The following is a 17,630-nucleotide window of genomic DNA, read 5'->3' as shown; positions in this document are numbered from 1 at the left end:
CAGCACTATCAGACATCCCATGGCACGGCACAGCGTTCGACAACAGATTGTGGACGCCTCACTCGAGGTGTTTCAGGCCCATGGATACAACGCCACCAGTATCCAGGACCTGACGGATGCCGCGGGCGTGCCCAAAGGCTCGTTCTACAACCACTTCAAGGGCAAAGAGGACCTCGCACTTGAGGCTCTCAAGCTCTACGTGGAGTCGAACGGGATTGATGTGTTGCGCGACGAGCGCTACGCGCCAATAGAGCGGCTGCGTCGGCATTTCCGGGCGAACTGGAAGATCGTCAAAGACCGTGACTACACCGCTGGTTGCTTTCTGGGTACGATGAGCTCAGAGATCGCCGATACCCACGCCACATCGCGCGCTGCGTTCGCCGAGGTATTTGAGGCGTGGAGCCGTGCCATCGCACAAGTGGTGCATCAGGCGCAGGAGAAAGGCGATATCGCCAACACCTCCGACCCGAAACTGTTGGGTCGCTTCATATTGAACGCTTGGCAAGGCGCGCTGGTCCGGATGAAAGTCGCGAAGAACGACGAGCCCTTCAAGGACTTCAGCGCGGTCGTCTTCGACGTGCTTTTGCATGCGCCAGGCAATTGAGCAAAGCACTGCAAGGCGTTCAGGCCTCATTGAACTTGAGAACTAACCGCCCGCTTTCAGCTTGACTTACTCCGGGGCCACCATCGCCTTGGTGCTCACCGGCAGCGGCACCATCACAGGCTGGCCAGGCGTAGTGCAACCCGTGTCGCAGCATCGCCCAGGCTGACGGTTTTGCGTGATGGCGCGTTTCTCGTCATGCAAAACGCCTCGGTCGAGCAGGCGTTCCACCAGTTCCACTTTCGATCCCACGGGGTAGTTGCGCCAGATTTCCTGTTTCATTGCAGCGGGTGAGCCACCTCCATGCAAGCTGATGACTGAGTACCAACCTCCCTGGTAGGACGCGGTCAGGTCTTCAATGAAGCGCGCCGTCTGGATACGCTTTTCATAGGGCACGCTGGTGTTGGCCTGTAGAACTGCTGAGAGCTTGGCGGATGTCGCAGGGTTGTGGTCTTCATCCGGGCCGGGAAGCGCGACGATCAAGCCGCCGGAGACTTCATGCGCAATCCGGTGCATGTCGTAGATCTGCGTGGCGAGCAAGAGTTTGCCAATGTTGCTGAACACAGGGTCGGGCATGAAGGAGCCGCTGTGCTCATCCTTGGTGGCGTACACGCTGGCCGCCACGCCACAAGCATAGAAGCCCTCGGTAATCTTGATGAGCTCGACCATGGGGTCGCGCAGGTTGCTCTTGGTGGCGGGGTCCAGGCCATTGGCTTCGCACATCAGCGCGCCAGCGCCGATGAGAAGATCTCCAAAGCCAGCGCGGGCGGCGATGCAGCTGTGGCGATGGTGGGTTGCGTAGCTGTAGGTGAGCACGTGGCTGTGTTCCCACTCGCCGACGTAGAACACTCGGTCCCATGGCACAAAGACCTTATCGAAGATGACCACGGCGGTAGCCTGGCCGTACTTGCGTGAGAACAGTGCATCGCCATGTTCCAGCTTCTCACCAGGGCGGCCTGCCGGCCTGGAAACCATGGTGATCCCTGGAGCATCCACAGGCACGGCGCAACAGACGGCGAATGCTTCGTCTTCAGGGCCCATGTTGCGGCTGGGCATCACCAGCAGTTCGTGCATGTAGGGGCCGCCGGTCACGATGGCCTTGGTGCCGCTGATCACAATCCCTTTTGCATTGCGCTCGACGACGTGTACGTAGGTATCTGGGTTCGCCTGTTGATGAGGCTTCCTGCTGCGATCACCTTTGGCATCCGTCATGGCCACACCGAGCGACAGGTCGCGGTCTTGCACTTCGGCCAGGTAGGCGGCGAAGCGCTCGCGGTGCTCGGTAGTACCCCTGGCGTCATCGATATGGGCCACGGCCTGATAAAGGCCGTTCATGGCATCGTGCGCCAGATAGCGCTGGGCACATCCGGTCTCCTGGCAAAGCACCCGCACAGCCTCCAGCTTGTTGAGTAGATCGCCTGCTGACTCATTGACATGAAGCATGCGGTTGACCACTTTTCCTCGGAAAGTCTGTGTAGCCAGGGCAATGGGGGCGTATTGGGGGTTCAGGGCAAAGTCGTAGGTGAACGCCAAGGCATTGACCCCAGGCGTGAACGCGGGCTCGTCGGCCACACTGTCTACCAGTCGTCCATCTACATAAACGACAGGCTTATAGCGTCTGAGTGACTCACGGTACTCATCGCCAGTCATGAGCTTGGCCTGTGGGAAAGCGATCGTCGTCTTGTCCATTGTCTTTGTCCTTCTTGTGGGTTTGACAATTTAAACACTGTTCAATTAATTGATCAATAGTAGAATTTGCACATGGCTTTAACCGAAACCTCAGATACCTCGGGCACGCGTGCACCCACTGGCAAGAAGCCTTCGAAAGCGCCGAGTAACGCCAGAGACGAACGGCAAAAGGCCCTCGTGGATGTGCGCCGTGCCCTGGTGCTGGACGCGGCGCGCAAGGTCTTCTTTGAGCGAGGTCTGGAAGGCACCAGCATCAGGGAGATTGCCCAGCAAGCGGGCTATACACCAGGCGCGATCTACAGTTACTTCACCAGCAAGGAAGAGGTCTATGGCGCTCTGCTTGGGGAGTCGCTGGAGCGGTTGAACGAACGTGTCACGGTGGCGGCGTCAAAATCAAGCCGCACAGCGGCCAAGACGACACGAGCCGCCGCTGAAGCCTTTTTTGATTTCTACCGCGAGAACCCCAGGGACCTCGATCTGGGCTTCTATCTGTTTCAGGGAATGCAGCCGCGTGGTTTGACGCCAGCCTTGAATGAAACCCTCAACAAGCGATTGAGAGACTCGCTGCAGCCCATCCAGCAAGGCTTGGAGGCCCTTGGGCTTTCACCAGAGAAAGCCCTAGCGGAGGTCACCGCCTTGTTCGCGTACGCGGTGGGGCTGCTGGTGCTGAGTCATACGGGGCGCATACGCATGTTCAAGCAAGAATCCAGAGAGCTGTATCGGGTGTACCTGGATCGACTACTTAATTTGAACTCGGCGTAACCGTTGCGGCATACCTTCCGCGCGCGACTAGCGCGGATATTTCACGTCGATCCGCTATGCCTCTGCAATGGTTATGAACCCGCAGCGTGACGCTATCCTTTTCAAAAAATCATGCCTGTTGCAATACCCAATGAGAAAAATGGAAATATGGTTCCATCCAACAGGCTGTACTGAATGACGTCGAGCGGGAGCGTTCGAATTACCTGCACCTCGAAGAAAGCAAGTAGAAATCCAACTGTGATCGCGACATAAATTGTCTGGGACGGAATATTTAATAAATATGCCAAAACAAGATATACAGAAAAGCCCAGGATCATCGTTACGAGGGGGATGCAAATCGAGAGGAATCTTTTTTTCATAGTTCCGCAATGGCGGTATTAAATTCTGGACTTGGTCTCATGCTGCTGCTCGGTAAAGTCTCGTACAGCAGCAGAGCATCGTCACGCGGGTGGACGGTGTAGACGCGTCCGTTGAGCACGACGCTAAGGTGACTAACCAGCGCGGATTGGGCCTTCTAAAAATCCTCGGTTCCTTCTACTTCAGGCTCGGGATAAACATTCACCTTGTATCTGAGCTGAAGAGTCTTGATGACCAATTGCACGTGTTCGCACGGTGCAGCGGACTTGATCTGATGCTTCATCGAAGAGAACGTATCCAGAGCCACCTTCTGCTGACCGTCATAGATCCAGAACCAGGAGTCACCTTGCAAGCCTGAATCAATGTGCGCAAAGTGAGCGGACAGGAAGTCCTTTAGTTGACCGTGAAAGTCCCAGTAGTCTTCTGGGTATTCCATTTCAGCAAAGATCATGGTGATGTGGGTTCGCTGGTTCGGATTGGCTGGTACTCAGGTCAACGGTGTCGAACGATGCTTCAGTGCGGTAGAAGGTGCTCAGGGTCGTGACATCTGAATTACTCGCCCCCTGAACCGGGTGAAGCCTTCACCTCAAGCCCCAACGCCGCGAGAGTTTTCGAGAACTCGCTGCCGAGCATTTCATCCGCGGCGCGGATCGCACTCAAACAAACGCGGACATCACCTTGGCTTCCCTCAAGGACAGATTGAGCCAGGTTGTGAGTTGCGTAAGCCAAATGAGCGGCTTGGCGGACTTCCAGGCTGGCCTCGTTATGGCTGCCAAGGTAGCCTGCCAGTAACGAACGGATCTCGCACAAGCTTGCAGCCAGGATCTTCTCTCTATCGGTGGTTGGTTGCATCACAGAAGGACCTTGAGCGGGTTCTTAGGGGCGGAACCGGCGTGCGATGAAAAGTGCGGCGATAGCCCCGATAAAACTCGCCAATGCCAGCAGACTTGCAATGGCGGGTTGCCGGCAACGCGGATTGGGTGAAAACAGTTCATAGGTTCCGGAACACTCGGTAAATGCCATGCTGTACGAGGAAGCAATCCATAGAAAGCTCCACAGCGCAAGCAGCAAGAACAGCACGGCTGCGAGCTTGCAAGCAAATCGGATGAGGGCTCGATTCTTCATGCTTTTGGGAGGCAAGTTAACGACCACTGCTGATCTCCTTGAGTCGATCAAGGAATTTCTTGGTGGTGGGCTCTATCGGTTTGTCAGCATTCAGAAACGCAGAAAGGGGAACGGTTTTCAACGGTAGATCAATTTCCAATGGCCGCAGTCCATACAAGGTCCTGATCCTTGGCAGTACGTAGGCGGGCAAGATGGAGATCATGTCTGTTCGCTCACAGACTGCGAGATTGATGGTGTAGGCGTGTGAGTAGATAACTCGGTTCGGAAGCGAAAGTCCGGCGGCCTCAAGCATAGCTTCCAGCGCTGTCAGCAATATATTGGGCGGTTCGGGGAGAAACCACGGAAACGCCATCAATTGCTCCATGGAGACTGGCCCTCCAATCAGCGGGTGGTCGGCACGCGTGACGAACCTGGGGCCACCATCATCAAGCAGTGGAACGACGGAAATGTTGCCAGGCGGACGCTCTTCGTTCCAGCGCCCCAGCACGATATCCAACTCATTGTCGCGAAGCGAAGCCATGAGATCTTCAATGCCGCCCTGGCGAATCGTGAGGCGCGCCATGGGGGCCAATTTCTGAAAATCGTAGATGCACGAAGACAGTGCATCCCACCAAGCCACGGGCGTGAAGATGCCCACCGTCAGCTTTCCGGACTCTCCCCGCAGAAGCGCGCGAAATTCGTCAGACGCTTGCTTGGTATTCGCCGTGACATTGGCGCTGTACCTGATGATGACTTCACCCACCAGGGTGGGCTTCACTCCATTGGCGGATCGATCGAATAACTTCAGACCCACCAGCTCTTCCGCTTCAGTCAATGTCTTGGAAACTGCTGACTGACTGAGCGCCAGTTCCTGGCTTGCCTTTTGCAGGCTGCCTGCACGGGCAATGGCCAGAACGGCGGAAAGATGCCGCATCTTCAGCCGGCTCACGATTTTTTCATCATCGGGTATGGCCTTGCCCTCGATGTGAACATTCTTCATCTGGTGCTCCCAAAAATTCACTTTACCGTCACGTTAGCACTGTTGAGAATTGGCCTCAGCAAACAGTGAAGGGTACTAGGCAAATGCCAATTGTGGAAACATCGCTCGGTCGAGTTCAAGGGGTCTTGGAGGCAGGGGTTGAAACGTATCGCGGCATTCCTTATGGGGAAGCGATCGGTCCGTTGGGGAGTTTTGGTGCCGTATCGCCGCTCAAGGCTTGGGGCGACATTCTCGATTGCACTCAGCAGCCTGCTGTGTTTCCGCAGCCGGAGAGCCGGCTGGCCTCCATCATGGGCAGAGCCGTAGAAGCGCACGTGCAATCGGATCAGGCGTTCACCTTGAACATCAGCACGCCAGTAGGAGCGAAAGGACTTCCTGTCATCGTGTTTTTACATGGCGGAGGATTCACCTCCGGAGGTGCGGTGCGCTGGTATGACGGCGCTCGGCTGGCCTCCAAAGGAGAAGTCGTCATCGTGACGATGAACTATCGCCTGGGGGCCTGGGGCAATATCGCGAACCCTGAAGTACCCCGAAACAACGCCATCCTCGATGTGTTCACTGGCTTGCGCTGGGTCTCATCAAATATTGCAGCATTCGGCGGCGACTCTTCCAACGTCACGCTGGCGGGGCAATCTGCGGGCGCCTTTTTGACTTTGGCCCTTGCCAAATCTAACGAAGCCAAAGGACTGTTCAAGAGAGTCATCCTGATGAGCTATCCCGGGGAAATCCATTCGTCTCTGGAGGAGGCGCAGGACAGCACGAACGACCTGATGCGCTTACTTGGCGCGAGAGACATCAAAGACCTCGCCTCGGTGAGTTCGGAGAAAATAATTGAAGCCGTGGGGACATTGAGCAAAGGGCGCGCCGTGGCCGGATCCATTTCACCGATCTTTCGGCCGTATGTTGATGAGACGACGCTGATGGCCCCTGTTGACGAGCCGGCGTCCACGCATTGCTCGGAGATGCTGATCGGATTTACTAGAGAAGAGACCGCGGCCTTTTATTGGCGCGCCTCGGAGGACATCAAGAAAGACCCAGAGAGTGTCGTCGCGTGGTACCAAGCCACTCACGGCGAGAGTGCTTCACACACCTACCGGCTGACCGCCTCTCGCAGGCCACGCGCCAATCCGTATACGCAATGGGTTGACGGCATATCGGACGAGCTGTTTGTTGGACCTGCGCTTCGCGTAGCTGACTATGTCGCAGGCCAGGCCTGTGTGTACGCCTACCGGTTCGATCTGCAGACAAGGCAGCCATCGCTGTATGCACCACATTGCCTTGATCTCCCGTTCTTCTTTGACAACCTCGAGCAATGGTCTGACGCACCGATGTTGGAGGGCTTTGACATTGAAGAGTTGAAGCCGTTGGCTGCGCATTTCAGCCACGCGATCCTGAGCTTCGCCAAACGAGGCGTACCGGATGTGGAAGATTGGGCGCCGTATCAGCCCGCACAACCGTTTTTGATGGCTTTTGACCAGATCTGAAGCCTGCTTTTTTCATTCAACTTTAGAGATCCATGATGAACTTTATAAAGAAAGCATTGCTCGTTTTCCTCGCGAGCCTGAGCGTCTCCGTTGCGGCGCAAAGCTATCCAAGTGGCCCTGTGCGCCTTGTGGTCCCATACCCTGCCGGCGGAGGAGTGGATGCCATGGCGCGGGGGGTGGCAGAAAAACTGGGAAAAATGTGGGGCAAGCCGGTGATGGTCGATAACCGGCCGGGTGCCGCCACCATCATTGGCACAGACTATGTGGCCAAGTCTGCTCCTGACGGACTCACCTTGCTGTTCACCAGCGACTCCAGTATTACGAGCAACCCACATCTCTACGCCAAATTGCCTTTTGACGCTTTGAAAGATCTGGAGCCTGTAACCCAGCTCATTGACTTGCCATTGATCGTGGTGGTGAACCCGGCGGTCAAAGCGCGAACCATGTCCGATCTGATTGCGCTGGCCAAAGCACAGCCGGGGAAGCTGAACTACGCGTCATTCGGCCCTGGTAGCCAACCCAATTTGTTGTTTGAAACCTTGCGCCTTCAAACCGGCGCAGCTATTGCGCAGATTCCGTACAAAGGGATTGCCCCGGCCCTGAATGCCACGCTTTCAGGTGAGACAGAAGTGACCCTGGGTGGCGCGAACTGGATAGGTCACTACAAGTCGGGAACGCTGCGTCCGTTGGCTGTAGACCGCACCAAAAGAATCCCCATCATGCCTGATGTCCCCACGTTTTCTGAGGCCGGCTTTCCTGGGTTGAATCTGCGCTCATGGTTCGGTCTGTTTGCGCCTAAAGGCACGCCTCAGGCTACCTTGGAAAAGGTGAGGGCGGATGTGGTCACTATGTTCAAGGACCCAGAATTCATCGCCAAGGAAGTCACAGCGTTTGGATACGCCGAAGTTGGAAGCTCTCCCAAGGATTTCAAAGCCTTCGTGCAGTCAGACTTCGAATACAAAGCGAAGATGATCAAGGCTGCCGACATCAAGGTCGAATAAGACGGAAGTATTTTTAGGAGATTTGGAATGAGTGATCTTTCTCGCGGTGATATAGACAGCATCAACCATGTGGGTGTGGCGGTGCATGATCTGGATGCAGCATCGTCCCTTTACGAGCGCATGGGTTTTACGCTCTCTGAGCTTTCAGTGCACTCCGGTGCATCCAAGGTGGGTGAGCCCGTTCAACTGATGGCCACCGGCAACCGATGCGCTGTGTTTCCCCACAACTATGTGGAGCTTCTCGGCATTGTTAATCCCGGAAAACTCGACTGGGGATGGGGAAAGTTTCTAGACAAATTTCAGGGTGCTCACATCATTTGTTTTGGCTGCCAGAATCCTGAAACTGTTGATCACCGCGCGAAAGCAAGCGGGGTCAATACGTCTGGAGTCGTTCATCTACAGCGTGATGTGGAAACCGCCACAGGAAAACAGACCGCTTCGTTTGAATGCGTGCATCTGGGGAGCGAACCCGAAGGCTTGATGCAGGCGGCCTATCACCGCACTCCAGAGCTGATCCATCAGCCGAGACACCTGCAGCATGCGAACGGGACCATTGGAATATCCAGCATCGTTTTGCAAAGCCTGGATCCGGCAGCAACGGCGGCCAGGTACTCTGTTCTTACAGGGCAGCCTTTTGTCGAGCGGTCGAATTTTTTCGAGATTACCCTCCCCAACCAAAACAGATTGAAATTCGTTGCAGTTGAAGATATGGCGGGCTTCTATCCTGGCTCGCTGTTTCCACCAACCCCCTCTATTGCAGCGGTCGGTTTTTCGGTGAAAAACTTGGATGACACTAACGCCTTTCTGGCGCAAGCCGGATTCCGAGCGAAGCGATTGCTTGATCAAGTCATCGTGCCAGCAGAAGAAGCTCTGGGAGTGGTTCACTTCTTTGAACAGCCGGCCATTTGACCTTGGCTCTTCAGAGCGTGCATTCTGATCTTGGTTCTTGAAGCAAGCTGGGCTCGTGGTCGGGCTGGTGCACCCTCAGCCCTTTCTTTCCCGCGCCTTTAGAATCCTGATGTTCGCAGGTGGATCCTTATCCACCCGGATGCTTGGCTTCATGTACCGTCTCTTCATCGTATTGTTCCTGCTGTTGACTTCCAGCCAGCTCGCTGTTGCGGGCTTGCCTTCGGCTGGCGTTCACACCATGAATATGACGCAAGATGCGCGCATAGGGCATTCCGCGAGCGAGGTGTGCACGGGTGCGGAGAGTGCCCAATCCCTCAGTTCCAGCCATTCGTTGGACTGCCATTCCTCATCCTCCTGCGGCGTGTGCGGCAACTGCCATGCCTGCCAGCAGGCTGCCATTCCAGATGGGCAGTGGCTCCAGAAGGTGGCTGGCCCCGTGCGAGGCGAGTTTTCCTGGCTGACCACCCGTGTCGCCAGTGTTGAACAAGGTCCGATTCTCAAACCTCCAATTCGTTGAGGGCTTTGAAGAATCTCTCTCGATGCTGAGCTGTCTGGTGTCGTGGGGCACCGGGCTTCAGTCTGCGGTGTCGGATGGTTGGCAAATAGCGCTGGTTATTCGCCACTAGACACTGGCCCCGGCCCGATCGCCCAGCCTTCTGCATTGGGTTCTTCAGCCGCTCCTTAATTCCTGTCATTGCTGACCCGTGTAGGCAGGCGCTGCCTTATTGGCGCCGCTGCGCGGCCTGGATTTCAACTTTTTGAGCTGAGCTATGTCTTCTTCAATCCGGCATGGGATCGCGGGCTCTGTCTGCCGTACCTTGCCTCTCCGTGTGATGGCCTATGGCATCGCTTTGGCCATCGTCTTGCTGGATCAAGGCATCAAGTACTGGGTACATGATTTCACCCCGTATGGCTGGCGCCAACCGATCACCCCTTTCTTCAATCTCGTTCACGTGTGGAACTACGGGGCGGCTTTCAGTTTTCTGGCCGACGCTGGCGGCTGGCAACGGGTCTTTTTTGGTGCGATCGCGTTGATCGTTTCGGTATGGATCATCTTTGCCTTGAGAAAACCTCTGCCTTGGCGTGAGTGGCTGGGGTACGTTCTGGTGCTGGGTGGTGCCGTGGGCAATGGGCTGGACCGTGCCATGCGGGGGTATGTTGTCGATTTTCTCGACTTCTACGCCGGCAGTTGGCATTGGCCCGCGTTCAACATCGCAGATATTGGCATTGTGTGTGGCGCTGGTCTTCTAGTTTGGTCAGCCTTTCAGCGCCCTGGAGGCTCCAATGACTAGCCCCTCCGCATCGAATCCGTGCCGCACCTCGGAGCGGCAGTGGCGCTTGCTGCTGGTGAGTTGGCTGATTGCCCTGGTTTCCACCTTGGGGGCGCTTTTCCTGGGTGAAGTGAAGGGCATGGAGCCGTGTGTGCTGTGCTGGTATCAGCGTATTGCCATGTTTCCTCTGGTGCTCATTCTGGGCGTGGCGGCCTACACGCAGGATGCCCGCGGCGTGAAGTACGCGCTGCCCCTTGCGGCGGTGGGATGGCTCATTGCTCTCTACCACTGCCTTCTCTATTCCGGCTTGATTCCCAAAAGCATTCAGCCCTGCGGCAAGGGTGCTTCATGTGCAGAGCAAAAGCTTGAGTTGGTGGGCTTCATCACGATCCCGTTGATGTCCCTCGTGGCGTTTTCAATCATCTTGCTGCTTTTGATGGCCGCAAGGAAAGACACTAAAAAATGATCAATAAGAAACTGACCATCGTTCTCTGCGGCCTTCTGGTGCTTCTGGGGTTTGCTTTTGGCGTATATCGCCATTTCAACCAGCAGGAGCAGGCCTTGACACAGCTCGCAAGCGAGCCCAACTCCGTATTCAACAGGGCGCATTCACCCGTCTATGGCTTCAGGGAGGCCAAAGTCAGAATCGTTGAATTCTTCGATCCCGCTTGCGAAACCTGCCGCGCTTTCTATCCTATTGTGAAAAGCATGGTCGATGGGCAGCGCGGCAAGGTTCAGTTGGTTGTGCGCTATGCACCGCTGCATGAAGGCTCGGATGTGGCGATCAAAATCCTTGAGGCCGCGCGTTTGCAAGGCAAGTTCTGGCCAGTGGTGGAGGCCGCATTACGGGCGCAACCTCAGTGGGCCGCACACCATGCCCCTAACCCTGAACTGATATGGGAATTTGTGGGCGGCACTGGCCTGGATCTGCCCAAGGCCAGAGCGGATGCGGCGTCTCCTGAAGTTCTTGCGGTCCTGAAGCAGGATATTGCAGACGCTAACGAGTTGAAGGTAACCAGGACACCGGGCTTCTTTGTCAATGGCCGGCCCCTCAAAGTGTTTGGAGTGGAGCAACTGAAAGCGTTGGTCGATGAAGAAGTCCAACGCGTGTATCCAAAGTAGCCGCCCAAACCAGAGCCCTAGTTGGCGTGTGCCGGTGGGGCTTGGCCAGGCCCAGCCTCTTTGCCGCCGCGCAGTAGCCGCAATCCATTGGCCACCACCAGCAGGCTGGCACCCATGTCGGCAAAAACCGCCATCCACATGGTGGCGGTCCCAAACACCGCCAGCACAAAAAATACGCTTTTGATACCCAGCGCCAGGCTGATGTTTTGCCAGAGGATGGCGTGGGTGCGTTTGGACAGGCGCACGGTTTCTGCCACCCGCATCAGGTTGTCATTCATGATGACGACATCGGCGGCTTCCATGGCGGTATCGGTCCCTGCACCACCCATGGCAAAGCCTACGTCCGCTTGCGCCAATGCGGGCGCATCGTTGATGCCGTCGCCGGTCATGCCCGTCGGCCCATAGCGTTTCTGCATGTCCTTGATGGCTTGCAGCTTGGCTTCCGGCAGCAGATCACCACGCACATCCACGATGCCTGCCTGACTTCCAATGGCTTGAGCCGTCATGGCGTTATCTCCTGTCAGCATGACCGAGGTCACACCCAACGCCTTAAGGTCTGCAATGGCTTGCCTGGAGCTTTCCTTGATGGTGTCTGCCACCGCAAAGATGCCCAGCACTTGCGTTTCGTTGGCCAGCAGGCTCAGGGTGCGGCCCTGTTGCTCATGTTGTATCAGCTCGGCTTCGAGCTGGGGATCGCTCAATCCGCGCTCAGTGATGAGGCGCAGGTTGCCCAGGAACAGGCGTTCGCCTGCTACCAATCCCTCCGTACCACGACCTGGAAAAGCCTTGAAATCCTCAACTTCTGAAACCTCCATGCCCAGCCCTTGCAGGATAGCTTTGGAGACAGGATGGTCTGACCGGCCCGCCATAGCCGCCGCCTGCGCTTGGACAGCCGCGTCATTGGCATCCCCCCAAGTGCGCCAGGCCACCAGTTTGGGCTTGCCTTCCGTGATGGTGCCGGTTTTGTCCAGTGCAACCGCATTGAGCAAGCGCGCGTTCTCCAGGTAAGTACCCCCTTTGATAAGAATGCCCCGGCGTGCAGCTGCAGACAGGCCGCTCACCACAGTCACAGGTGTGGAGATCACTAGCGCGCATGGGCAGGCAATCACCAGCAAGACCAACGCTTTGTAGAGGGCTTCCAACCAGGTGATGCCCAGAAAGAAGGGTGTCAACACGGCCACGGCTACCGCAATGGCGAACACGGCCGGTGTGTAGATCGCTGCGAAGCGATCTACGAAGCGCTGAGTGGGCGCGCGCGTGCCTTGGGCTTCCTCTACAGCATGGATGATGCGGGCGAGCGTGGTGTTGCCTGCGGCCGATGTGACGCGGAACTCCAACTCCCCCGTCTCATTGATGGTGCCTGCGAACACGGGGTCACCGGCCTGCTTGTCAACGGGAATGCTTTCCCCGGTAATGGGTGCCTGGTTGATGGCGCCCGTGCCTTTGGTGACAATCCCATCTAGCGGAACGCGCTCACCTGGCTTGATACGCACTGTGGCATCCAGAGTCACTTCCGCCACCGGCATCGAAGCCCATGCACCATTGGCGTCTTTTACCAATGCTGTTTCGGGCGCCATGGCCAGCAGTCCCTGGATGGCGTTGCGGGCTCGGTCAACGGCCTTGGCCTCAATCAACTCAGCGATGGCGTACAGGGCCATGACCATGGCGGCTTCTGGCCACTGGCCTATGAGGAATGCACCTGTCACGGCCACGGACATCAGGGCATTGATGTTGAGCTTGCCTCTGAACAGGGCGGCCAGGCCCTTCTTGTAGGTTTCAAGACCTGCTAGACCAATGGCCACCAGCGCCACAGCCATGCCGCCTATCTTCCAGGCGGTGGTCTCCGGTGCAAAGAACGAAATCGTTTCCGCACCAATGGCGAACACCAACGCCACCACCATGCGCCAGATACCACCACTGAAACCATTTGTGTGGTCGTGCTCATCATCATGGTCTTCACCATGGGTGTGTGTTGCGCCGTGGTCATGCGTATGTGCAGTACCTGTGGGCTGCGTGGCCGCTGCATCCGCGCGCACTGGCGTGGGCTCGAACCCGGCCTTCTTGAGCGCCGCCAGCGCACCCGGCAGGGCCTGCTCTGTGGCGTCGATACGTAAGGTCCTGGCGCTCAGGCGAAATACCAGGGCGCGAATGCCCGGCATGGGCTCAAGCAACTGGCGGATTTCAGACTCTTCCACACTGCAGTCCATGGTGGGAATGCGGAAAGTGGTTCCGGCGCCCTGAGGTGAGTTCTTGGGGCTGGCTTTCGGTTTGGAGGGTTCTTCGCATGCCGCCTTGCCGCAGCAGGAGTGTGCAGGAGTGGCTAGGATTTTTTCGTTCATGCCTCTATTTGAAACCCTGTAGTTACTTCAAGGTCAAGAGGTTTCTAAAATTATGTTTTTCGGCAGAGCTGCCTGGGCTGCATATTGCAGGGAACAGAAGAAAACGCGGCGGGCGAGTCTGCAGCCGCGCCGAGCTAGCGTTGGCGTGTTTTCTCGTACAGGCCTTGCACCTTGGGCACATTGGTCTGTAGTTCCTTGATGCGATTCGGCCCGGAGGGGTGCGTGGATAAAAATTTCAAGCCACCTGAATTGCCGGAGGCCTTGCCCATTTTTTGCCATAAGGTGACAGACGCGTTGGGGTTGTAGCCTGCGCGTGCGGCCAATTCCAGGCCCACGAGATCCGCCTCGGTTTCGTCGCTTCGGCTGAATTGCAGTGCGAGGAGCTGGGTGCCTACGCCCGCAGCGGCATTGCCCAACTCCCCTAGGCCGAGCCACTGGGCGCCCAGTGAAAGGCCCATGTTGGTGGCTTGTGTCTTGGCCAGGCGCTCACGGGCATGTTCACGCAAGGCATGTGCCATTTCATGGCCCATGATCATCGCAATCTCATCGTCGGTTAACTTGAGCTCGTCAAGAATGCCCGTGAAGAACGCGATTTTTCCGCCTGGCATGCAAAACGCATTGATCTGCTTGCTGTTGATCAAATTGATTTCCCAGCGCCAATCCTTTGCCCGGTCATTCCATTGCGCGCTCAAGGGCACAATCCGGGCGGCGATAGCGCGCAGACGTTGCAGCTGCGGGTTCCCATCAGCTACCAGCACGCCCTTGGATTTGGCCTCTGCAAGCAGTTTCTTGTATTGCGCAATCGCTGCAGCTTCCAGCTCAGCAGCGGGCACCAAGCGCCGCATGGCAGAGGGCTTGCCTACATCCACCTGCGCCTGAGCGGATTCAGCGAAGCACAGGCACGACGCTCCTGCGGTGAGAAAAAAATTGCGGCGGTGAACACTCATGTTGGGTTTCATGCCGCCATTAAAAACTATGGAGCCACTTCATAGTCAAGTGGATTGGCGCTGCGATCTGAAATAGCGACCGAAGGCGCTGTTCAACCCGGTCAATCCAGGCAATCCAGGTAATCAGCATACCAACCAGACCGAATCTTCGCGATTAAGGCGCCTTGACCGCCAGCACGGGGCAGGACACGTTCAGCAGGATGTCTTGAGCCATGCTGCCCAGCAGAAGTTTGCCCACTGGCGAGCGCTTGCGCAGGCCGATGACCAAGACCGATACCTCCAGTTCGTCGACCAGGTCCTCGATTTCTTCGATAGTGCTTTTACCGCGAACGAAGTGCTTGAGTTCCGCCTGGATAGGCAGCTTGGAGAGCCGCTCTGCCACGCGTTCGCCTTCATAGCCGTCAATGATCGATTCGTCGCGGCCGCCCGCTCCCGCGTTCACGACGACTAGGCGCTCATTGCGGCGCGTGGCGATTTCTATGCCTTTTTCCAAGGCGGCCAAGCCTTCGGGACGGGTGACGTAGGCGACGAGGATGGTCATGCGGTGTCTCTCATAGGTGGAGTTGTCGGACGGGAAAGCGGCGTGCGCTTTTGTAAGCATAGCTCGGTGCTTCGCGCTTGGCGAGCGCCGGAGTAGTAGATCTTGAACACCTTGTGCGGGTGTGGTTAATTAAATGCGAATGGTTCTCATTTAATATAAACTTAATCCACTTTAGCTGCCCGAAATGCATGGTGTCAAAACTTGGAGACCGAGCGTGTGAGACCGTACCCTGACAAAGACTTTGATGCGATGGCGCGGGAACACAGCGTGCTGCTGCGCCAGTATGGCGCGCTGCAACGGCGCTGCGGCCATCAGGTGCTTGCGCAGGCGCAAGAGATTGAGCGCCTGCAACAGCAGCAGGTGCGCCTGCGAGCCTCGCTCATCGTGCGAGATAGCGTCTTGGCCTGGGAACGAGAAGACCGCCGCAAGTTGCTGGATGCCATGGCCCTTCGGCCGGAGGATGAGATCGAAGCGGAGCATGAGCGGGATTCCACGCTCATGCACCTTCATGGTCATGAGTCTGATGCCGACTGGCTGGAGCACAGCTTGCGCTGCGCTGATCTGGTGGTTTGCCAGACCGGTTGCATCAGCCATGGCGCTTACTGGCGCGTGGAAGACCACTGCAAGCGCACCGGCAAGACCTGCGTACTGGTGGAGCAGCCCGGCGCGCTGCGCATTGTGCGCATACATCCATCTGAGCAGCCGGACGATTTCGCTCCGTTGCAAGCCCCCATGCCAGCAGGGCGTTAAGTTTTTCTTGATATCTACAGCCTCAATACACATGTCCTATACATTGCCCCCTCTCGACTACGCCTTCGACGCTCTTGAGCCTCACATTGATGCGCAGACCATGGAGATTCACCATACGAAGCATCATCAAGCTTATGTGAACAACCTGAACGCAGCTTTGGAGGGCACTCCCTTCGCTGAACTGTCGCTAGACGAGCTGATCGCGCAGGTCGAAACCCTGCCTGAAAAACTGCGCGCACCTGTGCGCAACAACGGCGGCGGGCATGCCAACCACAGTCTCTTCTGGCGTGTGATGTCGCCCCAAGGTGGTGGGGCACCTAGCGGTGATCTCGCCCGTGCCATCGATGCAGATCTGGGCGGCCTGGACGCCTTCAAAGCCGCCTTTACGCAAGCGGCACTGAGCCGCTTCGGCAGCGGTTGGGCGTGGCTTGCCATGAGCCCCCAAGGAAAGCTCAGCGTGGAAAGCAGCGCCAACCAGGACAACCCCGCCATGCGTGGCATAGGTTCTGGGAATACAGGAATTCTGGGGCTGGATGTATGGGAGCACGCCTACTATCTGAAGTATCAAAATCGGCGTCCTGAGTACATCGCTGCGTTCTACAACGTCATTGATTGGGATGAAGTCGCCCGTCGATACGCAGACGCACGAAAAGCCGCGACCGGCGGGTAAAAATGGCCGAAGCTTCGCCCACACCTGCCACACTGTCATCGCGTATGCGCCAAGGGTGGCCGCAGCGAGCGGTGCGGCTGCGAACCCTGATTGGCCTCGTCATTTACGCCATCGGGGTGCCTGTACTTTGCGTGATGGTCTGGAATGGCCTGCTCACCCAGCCAGCCGTCCGGGGTGCATTTCTTGCGGGTTCTGCCGCTGCATTGGCCACCGCGCTTGGCACCTTGCCAGTGCTGTTCGCGCAACGGCCTTCCGAGCGCACGCAAGACACGCTGTTTGGATTTGGCGCGGGTGTCATGCTCGCTGCCTGCGCGTTTTCTCTCGTGATCCCGGGCTTGCAGGCCGCGCGCGAATCGAACGTATGGGGTGGTGGAGGTTGGGGCGCGGGTGCGGTGATTGGCACGGCCATCTTGCTGGGTGGCGCAGCGATGCTGGCCCTGGACCGTATGCTTCCGCACGAGCACTTCATCAAAGGCCGTGAAGGTGCGGAGGCGACCAAGCTGCGCCGCACTTGGCTCTTTGTCATCGCCATCATGCTGCACAACGTGCCAGAAGGATTGGCTATTGGCGTGGGCTATGGCGCCAATGAAGGGCTGATGGCCCATGCGCTGGCCATCGGCATCACGATACAAGACGTTCCTGAGGGTTTCATCGTGGCGGCTGCGCTGTTGGCGGCTGGCTACCCGCGTGGGTTTGCAGTGTTGCTGGGCGCAGCGTCAGGCCTGGTAGAGCCAGTGGGCGCTGTGATTGGCGCCACCATCATGAGCTACGCAGGGGCCTTGCCTTGGGGATTGGGGCTGGCTGCCGGAGCCATGCTGTTTGTGGTCAGCCACGAAATCATCCCTGAATCTCACCGGAAAGGCCATGAGGTGTTTGCCACGGCAGGATTGATGGCGGGATTCGTGCTGATGATGGTACTTGACACCGCACTCGCATGAGCTGATGCGTACTCATGAGGTTTGAATTTCACTCGCCGTGAAAAAGGCCTAGGCCCTTTGACAACCGCAAAAAATACGTTCGCGTTGAGGTTCTACGGTTCTCGTCAAACGCTAAGACGATTTCGATTGATAAATACCGTTCGGG

General features: G+C 57.1%; 20 protein-coding genes. 12 read left to right on the top strand and 8 right to left on the bottom strand.

The genetic code is table 11. The features are described 5' to 3' along the window. Positions 1-19 precede the first annotated feature (19 nt). Positions 20-604: a TetR/AcrR family transcriptional regulator gene (locus G518_RS0121640; RefSeq protein WP_028604325.1), complete on the top strand. Its 585-nt coding sequence runs from the start codon at positions 20-22 to the stop codon at positions 602-604. Between the two features lie 66 nt (positions 605-670). Here the strand turns inward: G518_RS0121640 and G518_RS0121635 are convergent, their stop codons facing one another. Beyond that, positions 671-2,290, bottom strand: coding sequence for a 4-hydroxyphenylacetate 3-hydroxylase family protein (locus G518_RS0121635; RefSeq protein ID WP_028604324.1), 1,620 nt, complete (start codon positions 2,288-2,290; stop codon positions 671-673). 72 nt (positions 2,291-2,362) lie between these two features. Here G518_RS0121635 and G518_RS36290 point away from each other — a divergent pair, with 72 nt between their 5' ends. Further along, a complete protein-coding gene (locus G518_RS36290; protein ID WP_084652096.1) occupies positions 2,363-3,052 on the top strand; it encodes a TetR/AcrR family transcriptional regulator in 690 nt (229 codons plus the stop codon). A 514-nt stretch (positions 3,053-3,566) separates the two neighbouring features. Here the strand turns inward: G518_RS36290 and G518_RS0121620 are convergent. The 4 genes from G518_RS0121620 to G518_RS36285 form a co-directional block, all read right to left on the bottom strand. After that, a complete protein-coding gene (locus G518_RS0121620; RefSeq protein ID WP_028604322.1) occupies positions 3,567-3,860 on the bottom strand; it encodes a hypothetical protein in 294 nt (97 codons plus the stop codon). 101 nt (positions 3,861-3,961) lie between these two features. Continuing rightward, complete coding sequence (locus G518_RS0121610) at positions 3,962-4,261, bottom strand: hypothetical protein (RefSeq protein WP_028604321.1); 300 nt, start codon at positions 4,259-4,261, stop codon at positions 3,962-3,964. Positions 4,262-4,285: 24 nt separating this feature from the next. Then, positions 4,286-4,534 carry a hypothetical protein gene (locus G518_RS0121605; protein WP_028604320.1) on the bottom strand — a complete coding sequence of 83 codons (249 nt, stop codon included), beginning with the start codon at positions 4,532-4,534 and terminating at the stop codon, positions 4,286-4,288. 16 nt (positions 4,535-4,550) lie between these two features. Further along, positions 4,551-5,513: a LysR family transcriptional regulator gene (locus G518_RS36285; RefSeq protein WP_051237224.1), complete on the bottom strand. Its 963-nt coding sequence runs from the start codon at positions 5,511-5,513 to the stop codon at positions 4,551-4,553. 92 nt (positions 5,514-5,605) lie between these two features. Between G518_RS36285 and G518_RS0121595 the strand changes: the two genes are divergently transcribed. The 7 genes from G518_RS0121595 (at position 5,606) to G518_RS0121565 (ending at position 11,300) form a co-directional block, all read left to right on the top strand. Next, a complete protein-coding gene (locus tag G518_RS0121595) occupies positions 5,606-6,997 on the top strand; it encodes a carboxylesterase family protein (RefSeq protein WP_169457985.1) in 1,392 nt (463 codons plus the stop codon). Between the two features lie 35 nt (positions 6,998-7,032). Beyond that, positions 7,033-7,998, top strand: a complete 966-nt coding sequence (locus G518_RS0121590; protein ID WP_028604318.1) for a Bug family tripartite tricarboxylate transporter substrate binding protein — start codon at positions 7,033-7,035, stop codon at positions 7,996-7,998. Positions 7,999-8,073: 75 nt separating this feature from the next. Continuing rightward, positions 8,074-8,907, top strand: a complete 834-nt coding sequence (locus G518_RS0121585; protein WP_169457984.1) for a VOC family protein — start codon at positions 8,074-8,076, stop codon at positions 8,905-8,907. A 151-nt stretch (positions 8,908-9,058) separates the two neighbouring features. Continuing rightward, complete coding sequence (locus G518_RS0121580) at positions 9,059-9,424, top strand: hypothetical protein (RefSeq protein ID WP_156909493.1); 366 nt, start codon at positions 9,059-9,061, stop codon at positions 9,422-9,424. 253 nt (positions 9,425-9,677) lie between these two features. Continuing rightward, on the top strand, positions 9,678-10,199 hold the full coding sequence (lspA, locus tag G518_RS0121575) for a signal peptidase II (RefSeq protein WP_028604315.1): 522 nt from the start codon (positions 9,678-9,680) through the stop codon (positions 10,197-10,199). Then, entirely contained in the window at positions 10,192-10,644 is a 453-nt protein-coding gene (locus tag G518_RS0121570; RefSeq protein ID WP_028604314.1) for a disulfide bond formation protein B, read from the top strand. The genes lspA and G518_RS0121570 overlap by 8 nt, the downstream gene beginning before the upstream one ends. Continuing rightward, positions 10,641-11,300, top strand: coding sequence for a DsbA family protein (locus G518_RS0121565; protein WP_156909492.1), 660 nt, complete (start codon positions 10,641-10,643; stop codon positions 11,298-11,300). Before G518_RS0121570 ends, G518_RS0121565 begins: the two co-directional genes overlap by 4 nt. 17 nt (positions 11,301-11,317) lie before the next feature. Here the strand turns inward: G518_RS0121565 and G518_RS36280 are convergent, their stop codons facing one another. From G518_RS36280 to G518_RS0121550, 3 genes are all read right to left on the bottom strand, one after another. Further along, a complete protein-coding gene (locus G518_RS36280) occupies positions 11,318-13,639 on the bottom strand; it encodes a heavy metal translocating P-type ATPase (protein WP_084652092.1) in 2,322 nt (773 codons plus the stop codon). A 134-nt stretch (positions 13,640-13,773) separates the two neighbouring features. Next, on the bottom strand, positions 13,774-14,586 hold the full coding sequence (locus G518_RS0121555) for a M48 family metallopeptidase (protein WP_028604312.1): 813 nt from the start codon (positions 14,584-14,586) through the stop codon (positions 13,774-13,776). Between the two features lie 154 nt (positions 14,587-14,740). After that, positions 14,741-15,127 (bottom strand): universal stress protein, encoded by a 387-nt coding sequence (locus tag G518_RS0121550; protein WP_028604311.1) that lies wholly within the window; start codon positions 15,125-15,127, stop codon positions 14,741-14,743. A gap of 216 nt (positions 15,128-15,343) precedes the next feature. On the opposite strand from G518_RS0121550, the gene G518_RS36275 reads away from it, so the two are divergent. The 3 genes from G518_RS36275 to G518_RS0121535 are packed head-to-tail and all read left to right on the top strand — an operon-like array spanning position 15,344 to position 17,485. Beyond that, positions 15,344-15,877, top strand: a complete 534-nt coding sequence (locus G518_RS36275; RefSeq protein ID WP_245598072.1) for a DUF2325 domain-containing protein — start codon at positions 15,344-15,346, stop codon at positions 15,875-15,877. A 31-nt stretch (positions 15,878-15,908) separates the two neighbouring features. Further along, positions 15,909-16,547 carry a superoxide dismutase gene (locus tag G518_RS0121540; protein ID WP_028604310.1) on the top strand — a complete coding sequence of 213 codons (639 nt, stop codon included), beginning with the start codon at positions 15,909-15,911 and terminating at the stop codon, positions 16,545-16,547. A gap of 2 nt (positions 16,548-16,549) precedes the next feature. Then, positions 16,550-17,485, top strand: coding sequence for a ZIP family metal transporter (locus G518_RS0121535; RefSeq protein WP_425414301.1), 936 nt, complete (start codon positions 16,550-16,552; stop codon positions 17,483-17,485). Positions 17,486-17,630: the final 145 nt, after the last annotated feature.

Source organism: Ottowia thiooxydans DSM 14619 (genome assembly GCF_000422885.1).
Taxonomy (GTDB): domain Bacteria; phylum Pseudomonadota; class Gammaproteobacteria; order Burkholderiales; family Burkholderiaceae_C; genus Ottowia; species Ottowia thiooxydans.
This window is presented reverse-complemented; position numbering and strand designations above follow the sequence as displayed.

Bases quoted from the DNA above. Each gene is read 5' to 3' on its own strand.
- G518_RS0121640 (WP_028604325.1), top strand. From the start codon at position 20: ATGGCACGGCACAGCGTTCGACAACAGATTGTGGACGCCTCACTCGAG.
- G518_RS0121635 (WP_028604324.1), bottom strand. From the start codon at position 2,290: ATGGACAAGACGACGATCGCTTTCCCACAGGCCAAGCTCATGACTGGC.
- G518_RS36290 (WP_084652096.1), top strand. From the start codon at position 2,363: ATGGCTTTAACCGAAACCTCAGATACCTCGGGCACGCGTGCACCCACT.
- G518_RS0121620 (WP_028604322.1), bottom strand. From the start codon at position 3,860: ATGATCTTTGCTGAAATGGAATACCCAGAAGACTACTGGGACTTTCAC.
- G518_RS0121610 (WP_028604321.1), bottom strand. From the start codon at position 4,261: ATGCAACCAACCACCGATAGAGAGAAGATCCTGGCTGCAAGCTTGTGC.
- G518_RS0121605 (WP_028604320.1), bottom strand. From the start codon at position 4,534: ATGAAGAATCGAGCCCTCATCCGATTTGCTTGCAAGCTCGCAGCCGTG.
- G518_RS36285 (WP_051237224.1), bottom strand. From the start codon at position 5,513: ATGAAGAATGTTCACATCGAGGGCAAGGCCATACCCGATGATGAAAAA.
- G518_RS0121590 (WP_028604318.1), top strand. From the start codon at position 7,033: ATGAACTTTATAAAGAAAGCATTGCTCGTTTTCCTCGCGAGCCTGAGC.
- G518_RS0121580 (WP_156909493.1), top strand. From the start codon at position 9,059: ATGTACCGTCTCTTCATCGTATTGTTCCTGCTGTTGACTTCCAGCCAG.
- lspA (WP_028604315.1), top strand. From the start codon at position 9,678: ATGTCTTCTTCAATCCGGCATGGGATCGCGGGCTCTGTCTGCCGTACC.
- G518_RS0121570 (WP_028604314.1), top strand. From the start codon at position 10,192: ATGACTAGCCCCTCCGCATCGAATCCGTGCCGCACCTCGGAGCGGCAG.
- G518_RS0121565 (WP_156909492.1), top strand. From the start codon at position 10,641: ATGATCAATAAGAAACTGACCATCGTTCTCTGCGGCCTTCTGGTGCTT.
- G518_RS36280 (WP_084652092.1), bottom strand. From the start codon at position 13,639: ATGAACGAAAAAATCCTAGCCACTCCTGCACACTCCTGCTGCGGCAAG.
- G518_RS0121555 (WP_028604312.1), bottom strand. From the start codon at position 14,586: ATGAGTGTTCACCGCCGCAATTTTTTTCTCACCGCAGGAGCGTCGTGC.
- G518_RS0121550 (WP_028604311.1), bottom strand. From the start codon at position 15,127: ATGACCATCCTCGTCGCCTACGTCACCCGTCCCGAAGGCTTGGCCGCC.
- G518_RS0121540 (WP_028604310.1), top strand. From the start codon at position 15,909: ATGTCCTATACATTGCCCCCTCTCGACTACGCCTTCGACGCTCTTGAG.
- G518_RS0121535 (WP_425414301.1), top strand. From the start codon at position 16,550: ATGGCCGAAGCTTCGCCCACACCTGCCACACTGTCATCGCGTATGCGC.